This window comes from Flavobacterium sp. (genome assembly GCF_036515215.1).
In the GTDB taxonomy this organism is placed as follows: domain Bacteria; phylum Bacteroidota; class Bacteroidia; order Flavobacteriales; family Flavobacteriaceae; genus Flavobacterium.
This window is the reverse complement of record NZ_DATBVQ010000166.1, coordinates 1-7,521: the sequence shown is the minus strand read 5'-3', so window position 1 is coordinate 7,521 and position 7,521 is coordinate 1. Positions and strand designations below refer to the sequence as shown.

5 protein-coding genes and 1 pseudogene are annotated in these 7,521 nt (G+C 36.5%); 1 reads left to right on the top strand and 5 read right to left on the bottom strand.

All coding sequences use genetic code 11. The annotated features are described in order from the left end of the window. The 5 genes and pseudogenes from VIH09_RS11240 to gcvT form a co-directional block, all read right to left on the bottom strand. Positions 1 to 1,233, bottom strand: a pseudogene (locus VIH09_RS11240) (hypothetical protein); the annotation flags it as partial. A gap of 363 nt (positions 1,234 to 1,596) precedes the next feature. Then, complete coding sequence (locus VIH09_RS11235; RefSeq protein WP_331580989.1) at positions 1,597 to 2,454, bottom strand: EamA/RhaT family transporter; 858 nt, start codon at positions 2,452 to 2,454, stop codon at positions 1,597 to 1,599. An 81-nt stretch (positions 2,455 to 2,535) separates the two neighbouring features. Next, the gene (locus VIH09_RS11230; RefSeq protein WP_331580987.1) at positions 2,536 to 3,249 is read right to left on the bottom strand and encodes a YebC/PmpR family DNA-binding transcriptional regulator; all 714 of its coding nucleotides are present in this window, start codon (positions 3,247 to 3,249) and stop codon (positions 2,536 to 2,538) included. A gap of 106 nt (positions 3,250 to 3,355) precedes the next feature. Continuing rightward, positions 3,356 to 5,389, bottom strand: coding sequence for a S41 family peptidase (locus tag VIH09_RS11225; protein ID WP_331580986.1), 2,034 nt, complete (start codon positions 5,387 to 5,389; stop codon positions 3,356 to 3,358). A 205-nt stretch (positions 5,390 to 5,594) separates the two neighbouring features. Continuing rightward, complete coding sequence (gene gcvT / locus VIH09_RS11220; RefSeq protein WP_331580984.1) at positions 5,595 to 6,677, bottom strand: glycine cleavage system aminomethyltransferase GcvT; 1,083 nt, start codon at positions 6,675 to 6,677, stop codon at positions 5,595 to 5,597. Positions 6,678 to 6,946: 269 nt separating this feature from the next. On the opposite strand from gcvT, the gene VIH09_RS11215 reads away from it, so the two are divergent. Further along, on the top strand, positions 6,947 to 7,521 hold a 575-nt coding region (locus tag VIH09_RS11215; protein ID WP_331580982.1), incomplete at its 3' end, for an ADP/ATP-dependent (S)-NAD(P)H-hydrate dehydratase.

Here is a 7,521-nt window from a genome sequence, read left to right as displayed (position 1 = left end):
ATTTTCAATTGTATTTAGTTTTTTAATAAATTCGTCACTAGGAGCTTGGTAACCTAGTTTCGATTGATCCATAGTATGCAAGACAACGTGTCTGCCCAGGTCTTTGGTTCTAGAAACGGCATTAAATACTTCTTCATCCAGTTGATTAGAAGATTTTAATGCGCCGTTTTCATCTCTGAAAGGGATTTTAATTACATCAACATCTCTAAATCCTTCAATTTTATCACCTTTTTTAACTGGATAATTGAGTGCTGTCGTTTTTTCAAAATGACATCCTTTTAAGGCTGTCGCAACACCACTACCAGTTTCATCAGATGCGACCAAAATATGTGTAATTTCTTTGTCGGAAATAATTTGCGTTATTGCCGCTATTTGAAGCGAAGAATCAGTACCTGAGGGTGAAAAAATTATTTCAAATTCTTCATTTAATTTGAATATTTTTCTGAGGTTGTTTTTAAGCAATTCAGAAAACTCGATAGTAGTATTTTTAAAACCATTTTTCAAGCTGTTTCTAATTAATATGCTCCTGACTTTATCTGTTTTGTCAAAAGCAAAATTCGAAACGCTTGACGCCGTCGATGAGGCAAAAGTAAACGCATCAGGTCTTGGAAATGGGCGACATCCGTATTTATTCAGCAAATGAATTTCGTCGATATTCAATCTGAGATCACCTCCAGACATCAATAAGTACTCCGTGGGTTTTGCTAGATTTTCAATAATAGGTTTCCAAGATTCTTTAAGATCGGTGTTTGAATTTTTCAAACCGTGGAAAGATTGTAACTCTTCGTTTTTTAATAAAGATTCCGTGTCTAAAGAGGTATCGTTTTTAATTAATTTAATGAGAAGATAATCTAGGTCTTCTAATTTTTCTTTATCGTCTTTAGGCAGTAAATTATAAAATATCCGAATCACTTCAAGTGCCGCGATATCACATAAAACAGCATCTTTTTTTTCGTTGTCCAAAGCTTTGTACCATAGCTGCCATTCAATACCATATCTTAAATAAACTAAGGCCAATATGGGCTTGTCTAAAAAGGACGTGCCAATTATAATTGATTTATTGGGTACAATTTTGAAAATGGTAGGCTCACTAGTTGAGGTAATAATATTGATGTTGTTAATCTTTGGTACGGTATTAAATCTTTTTAAAATGCGAACTAAATAGTTTACATTTTCTTTTTCAAATAAACTGGTTCTTTTATATTGATTTTCAATTAAAATGTTGTTTGTCATATATTTTATAATTTAATAGGAATAATTGTCTGATTAATTCAATTTCATCAGCAGTTTCATCCTTTGGGGAACCATCATTGAAAAATTGATTTCCCCTTATGTATTCATTGTTTATGTTGACAACAGTCTATTTGTCAAGTGATTATTATTTAAATAAATTAAAATAGAGTCTATTTTAGGGCTTCGTATTTGTCAAACCTGAAGCAAATATAATGAACTTGCAATCATCAAAAAAAATATAAAATATTAGTCGTTTACTAAAGCCCTCCAGTTTAATTTGAGAATGTCATCGAAGCTGTATTTGTAAAATAATTAGGCAAGTAATATACCAATTATAAATATGATTTGGAACAAATTTTATTATTAAGTGAGAACTTGAGAAAAGGCGATAAGCACAATAGCAACTATTGCCAACAGTAACCCAAAATAATTGCAACGGCTCACTTTCTCTTTAAAAACAACTATTCCCACGATGCTTCCTATAATAATTACGCCCATATTCATCGCTGCAAAAACAGTCGATGGATTTTTGGCGAAAGCCTGATGTGCTTTAAGATAAAACAATATATTTCCAAAATTAAATACTCCTATAAGCGCCCCAAATAGCAAATTGTTACTTTTGAACTGGGCTTTTTTAAATGCCATTTCGTAAAGTACCACAGCCAAAATTACAATGAGCGATATACCAAAAACAATAAATAGCGAAGTTGTAAAAGGCAAACTTGTAGTTAGAGCGATTTGCTTGAACAAAATGTCGATTACTCCAAAACCCACCAGCACCACCGCTGGATAAACCCATTTGTTGTTTGGATTGTCGTTTTTTTTTGATAGTATAAGTAATAAGGCGGGTAGCGCCATTAAGAAGGCAATCAGCTTGATACCATTGAATTCTTCATTGAATATTAACCAAGCGGCGAGTATAGGAATAAAGAGCGAAAGCCGTTGTGCGGCATCTGTTTTTACAATTCCCATGTGCTTGATCGAGGCAGCTAAAAACAAGAATACAGTGGGTAATAAAATCCCTAACGGAATATAAATACTCCAAGGCGCTGATGTGTCAATTACGCTTAAATCAGGGCTGAAAAAGAAGTAACAAAGCAATAGGGCAAACACGTAGTTCCAAGCCACTATTTGGGTTGTGTTTAAAGCATATTTTCGGCCGACCTTGAAAATCACCCCTACAGTTACGCTAAAGAGAATACTTAAAATAAGAAAAAACATGGAAATCAGTTTATAATTTATAGAATTTCAAACAAAAAACTCCAGCCGAAGCTGGAGTTTTACATAATATTGTAGTGAAGTTTATGCTTCTTCCATTGTATGATACACGTTCATAACATCATCGTCTTCTTCCAGTTTCTCAATCAATTTTTCAACATCAGCCATTTCAGCTTCCGTTAGTTTTTTGGTGATTTGAGGGATTCTTTCAAATCCGGAAGAAAGGATTTCCAGGCCTCTGTTTTCCAGTTCTTTTTGGATGGTTCCAAAACTGTTGAAAGGAGCGTAGATTAGGATTCCGTCTTCGTCCTCAAAAACCTCTTCGGCACCAAAATCTATTAATTCCAGTTCCAGTTCTTCGGGGTCAATTCCATCTGCAGGGATTCTGAAGTTACAGGTGTGGTCAAACATAAATTCTACCGAACCCTGAGTTCCCATCGCTCCGTTACATTTGTTAAAATAACTTCTAACATTGGCAACGGTTCTATTATTATTGTCAGTGGCAGTTTCCACTAAAATTGCAATTCCATGTGGGGCATAGCCTTCAAAAAGTACTTCCTTATAATTGGCTGTGTCTTTATCTGTTGCTTTTTTAATGGCGCGTTCCACATTTTCTTTAGGCATATTTGCTGCCTTTGAATTTTGGATAACCGCACGTAGTCTAGAATTAGCATCAGGATTTGGACCACCTTCCTTAACGGCCATTACGATGTCTTTTCCAATTCTTGTAAATGCTTTAGCCATTGCTGACCAACGTTTCATTTTCCTGCCTTTTCTGAATTCAAACGCTCTTCCCATTTCTAATTTATTATATTGAGCAGCAAAAATACGTCTATTACTTATTTTTACCAAGATGAAACGCCGTTCTTTTCACGAAATTTATGGAAAAAGAACTCATTTATTGCTATTTTAAAGAATTGAAATCTTCCAAAATATCAATTGACTCCTTTAAAAAGTGATTTGTTTTTAGTGCTTCCAATTGGAATTGATTGTTCTCCCTCTCTGATGGATAGAGGGTCAGAAGGAATTCATTAAGATAAGAATTGCAGATGCTCAAATTGTTGGTATGGGCCTCAATAGCAATAATTTTTTCTGATAATCGGGTCACCTTCATTTGTTCTTTGAAAATCGCTTCAATTGTTAGGGGTATTGCCGTCTTTGGCTTATTGATTAAATCGGTTATTTGTTGGTTTATTTGCTTTATTTCGTTGAAATAGGAATCGGAAGCAATCCTATTTTTGCTTTTGTCTGCGATTTTTTCAAGTAAAATGCTTTTCAGGAATGGCTTAAAATGGAGTTGGGTTGTCAAGCTGTCATTTTTAAAAGAAGTGGGGGTGTTTCTCTCTTTTGGATAAAGTGTTTCATAGATTGCCGGCACGGTCACATCCGGAATAATACCCAACGCCTGGTTGCTTTTGCCGGTTATTCTGTAAAATTTGTTAATTGTCACTTTTAAGAAATTCTCATTGTCGTTTTTGTCTAACGGCAATATGGTTTGCATTGTTGCCTTGCCCATAGTGGGGCTTCCCAACAGCAGAGCCCTGTGGTAATCTTGTAAAATTGAGGCGAAAAATTCACTTGCCGATGCCGTATTGCTGTTTATTAAAATAACCATTGGCTCTTTAAATAACATGTCTTTGTAAGGGTCGTTTATTATTGTCTGAAGCTGCTTGTTATCGACAATAATTGAAATAGGTCCCGAATCGATGAACATTCCAGCCAATTTTATCGCCTCTTCGATGGAACCTCCTCCATTGTCTACTAAGTCAATAATCAGGCCTTTAATGTTTTCTTTCTGCAATTTCAGAATCTCCAACGCGGCGTCCTCCGCACAGCTTTTGCCGCTGTTTCCTTCAAAACCGGCATAAAAACTGGGGATTTTCAGGTAGCCAAATTTATCTTTTTTTTCTTCGATGATAAAGCTATAGACTGCATTCGCTTCATCTTTTATAAGTTCTTTGTCGATGGCCACGTCAAAATTTTGACCGGAGTTTCTTCTCAAAGTCAGTATGATCGTCTTATTGGTATCCGAAAGAATCATTGTTGATATCGACTGTATTGTGGAGCAAGAGACAATCAATGTTTCCTTGTTGTTGGAAACGGAAATAATTTGATCTCCCTTTTTTATTTTTCCGGTCTGGAACGCGGGGCCATTTGGGTTCAGTGCATAAATGATAATTTCGTTCTTTTCATTCAAACTGACGTTCAACCCCAGTGACAAATGCTCTTTCGATAGCGATGCGACAAAGTTGGACTTGGAGTCATTACTGAAATAGGAGGTGTGCGGGTCAAAGTAGATGCAGAAATGATTAAAAATGCTTTCTCCGAAGGCCATTTTACTTTCCAAAACCTTGTTTATCCTACAAAGTTCATTCTCTACAATTTTTTTTTTGGATGCCAAAGCCAATAGATTAAAATTGGATTTTATCGAATCGAGATTATTGTTTTTAGATACGATATCATCTAGGGTTTCGTATCTTATTTTCTTTCTCCATACTTTTTCAAGCTGATTTTCCTGCAAGTAGAATGGATGTGGTTTCCTGTAAAACCGAACGGTATCTTTCGTTTTAAAATCTAAGTTTTCTTTTGCTATTGAATCTAAATAGCCCTTGTTTCTGACGAGAGCGATTTTGTATGCCCTAATTATCTCGGTCATAAAAGAACAATCTTTCGCATTGAAATAGTCATCAATTTGCAAACGGTATTTTTGCGAAAGCGAATCGTATTCCGACTTGAGGAATAGGTTATGCGATGGGTCCAGCTCGTCAATGAAGTGGTCAAAAACAAAAACGGACAGACTATCGTCTATTGGTTTCGGCAGAAAATGTTCGCTTTGGATAAGCGTATTTATTTTTGAAAGTATTTCACATGTTTTAGCATCATTTTGGGCAAAGAGCGAAAATGTTGTCAATAACAGCAACAATGAAATAGTTTTCATTTCAATTTTTCGTATTAAAAAAATAACAAAAATTAATCAGTTTTACTTCAGTATAAAGTTACGTAAAGCACTGTTTGTCAGCTAATTTTTATACGCATAAATTAAAAATAGAATACAAAAAAAATAACCGCTTATTCGCTAACTTCTTAAAACACCGAAAGGTTATTATTGAAATTAGCGAATTAGCGGTCCGGGAAGTGTATTTTTATTTCTTGTAGAAAGGCAATTTCACTACTTTGGCAGGAACATCATTTTTTCTGATTCGGATAAAGATGTCGTTGTCTACAGCACTGTTGGCAACCGTTACGTAACCCAGTCCAATTCCTTTGTTCATCGAAGGCGACATAGTCCCCGAAGTTACTATTCCGATAACGGCTCCAGTCCCGTCTACAATCTCGTAGTCATGTCTTGGAACCGCACGTTCTTGCATTTCAAAAGCAACCAGCTTTTTAGAGACACCTTCTTCTTTCTGCTTTTTCAAGTTTTCAGAGTTGGTGAACTCTTTAGTGAATTTAGTGATCCAACCCAATCCCGCTTCAAGTGGGGAGGTAGTGTCACTAATGTCATTTCCGTACAAACAAAAACCCATTTCAAGGCGCAAAGTATCACGTGCAGCCAATCCGATTGGTTTAATTCCAAAAGGAGCTCCGGCTTCAAATACTTTTTTCCATATTTGTTCCACTTCAGTATTTTTGCAATAGATCTCAAAACCTCCCGAACCTGTATAGCCCGTTGCGGATATTATCACATGCTCAATTCCGGCGAAATCTGCCACCTCGAAATGATAGTATTTTATTGCCGATAAATCTATGGAAGACAGCGATTGCATCGCTTCAACCGCCTTTGGTCCCTGAATCGCCAATAAAGAATAGTCTTCCGACAGGTTTTTCATATCCACTCCTAAGTCATTGTGAGACGAAATCCAATTCCAGTCCTTTTCAATATTCGAAGCATTTACTACTAATAAATACTGCTCTTCTTTCATCTTGTAGATAATCAAATCATCCACAACGCCGCCCTCACTGTTGGGCAAACATGAATATTGTGCTCTGCCGACAGTCAATGTTGAAGCGTCATTTGATGTCACTTTCTGGATTAAAGCCAAGGCATTAGGACCCGAAAGCAAGAATTCTCCCATGTGCGAAACATCAAAAACACCAACGGCATTACGTACCGTTTCATGTTCAGCATTGACCCCTTCATATAAAATAGGCATATTGTATCCGGCAAACGGAAGCATTTTAGCTCCCAAACTTTCGTGTATGTGCGTAAGCGCAGTATTTTTCATTGTAGTTGTATATGATATTTGAAGCGGCTAATTTATTGAAAAATTATCATATTTAGGGCATCAAATATGTAAATTCAATATTATTTCGGTGCAATTTCCAACTGTACATTGCACTTGGAATTCGGTGAACACCAAGTGAATTATTAACTTCGAATTGATCTTTCCCTTTTTTTATGGGCTGAAATAAAATCAGGCAGCGTGAAAGAAAGGAATTATAATTTCTATCCGGCGGCGATTCCATTTTACTATAATTTTCGTACTTTTATCTGATGAAATATCTCGTTTACATTGACAAGCATGCTGTGCAAAAACGGTATAAAACTATTGATCCTCATACTCACAAGGGGATTCAGGGACATGCATTAATTATAGCGGGCAGTTATGGCAAAATGGGGGCGGCGGTTTTGTCTTCAAAGGCATGCTTAAAAACCGGTTGCGGACTGGTTACCACTTTTGTGCCACGATGCGGCTACGAAATAGTGCAGACGACCAATCCGGAAGTTATGGTGCTGACAGACGAAAACGATAAATTCGCTTCTAATATCGCCTTCGATATCAAACCGCAGGCGATAGCCATCGGTCCAGGATGGGGACAGGAAATTGAAACCCAAAATGCTTTCCATCGATTCCTTGAGATCAACAATACCCCCTTGGTCGTCGACGCAGATGCGTTGAATATTTTGTCAAACAAAAAAGAATGGGTGTCTTTGCTGTTGCCAAAAACCATTCTGACCCCACATCCCAAAGAACTGCAACGATTAATAGGAAACTGGCATTCAGAAGATGAAAAATTCCAAAAAACAATGGCTTTTTGTGAGCGCTATGATTTGATTGTGGTGATGAA

What these genes read in the sequence shown, in the direction of transcription:
- VIH09_RS11225 (WP_331580986.1), bottom strand. Translation starts at nt 5,389, where the DNA reads ATGAAAACTATTTCATTGTTGCTGTTATTGACAACATTTTCGCTCTTT.
- VIH09_RS11230 (WP_331580987.1), bottom strand. Translation starts at nt 3,249, where the DNA reads ATGGGAAGAGCGTTTGAATTCAGAAAAGGCAGGAAAATGAAACGTTGG.
- gcvT (WP_331580984.1), bottom strand. Translation starts at nt 6,677, where the DNA reads ATGAAAAATACTGCGCTTACGCACATACACGAAAGTTTGGGAGCTAAA.
- VIH09_RS11235 (WP_331580989.1), bottom strand. Translation starts at nt 2,454, where the DNA reads ATGTTTTTTCTTATTTTAAGTATTCTCTTTAGCGTAACTGTAGGGGTG.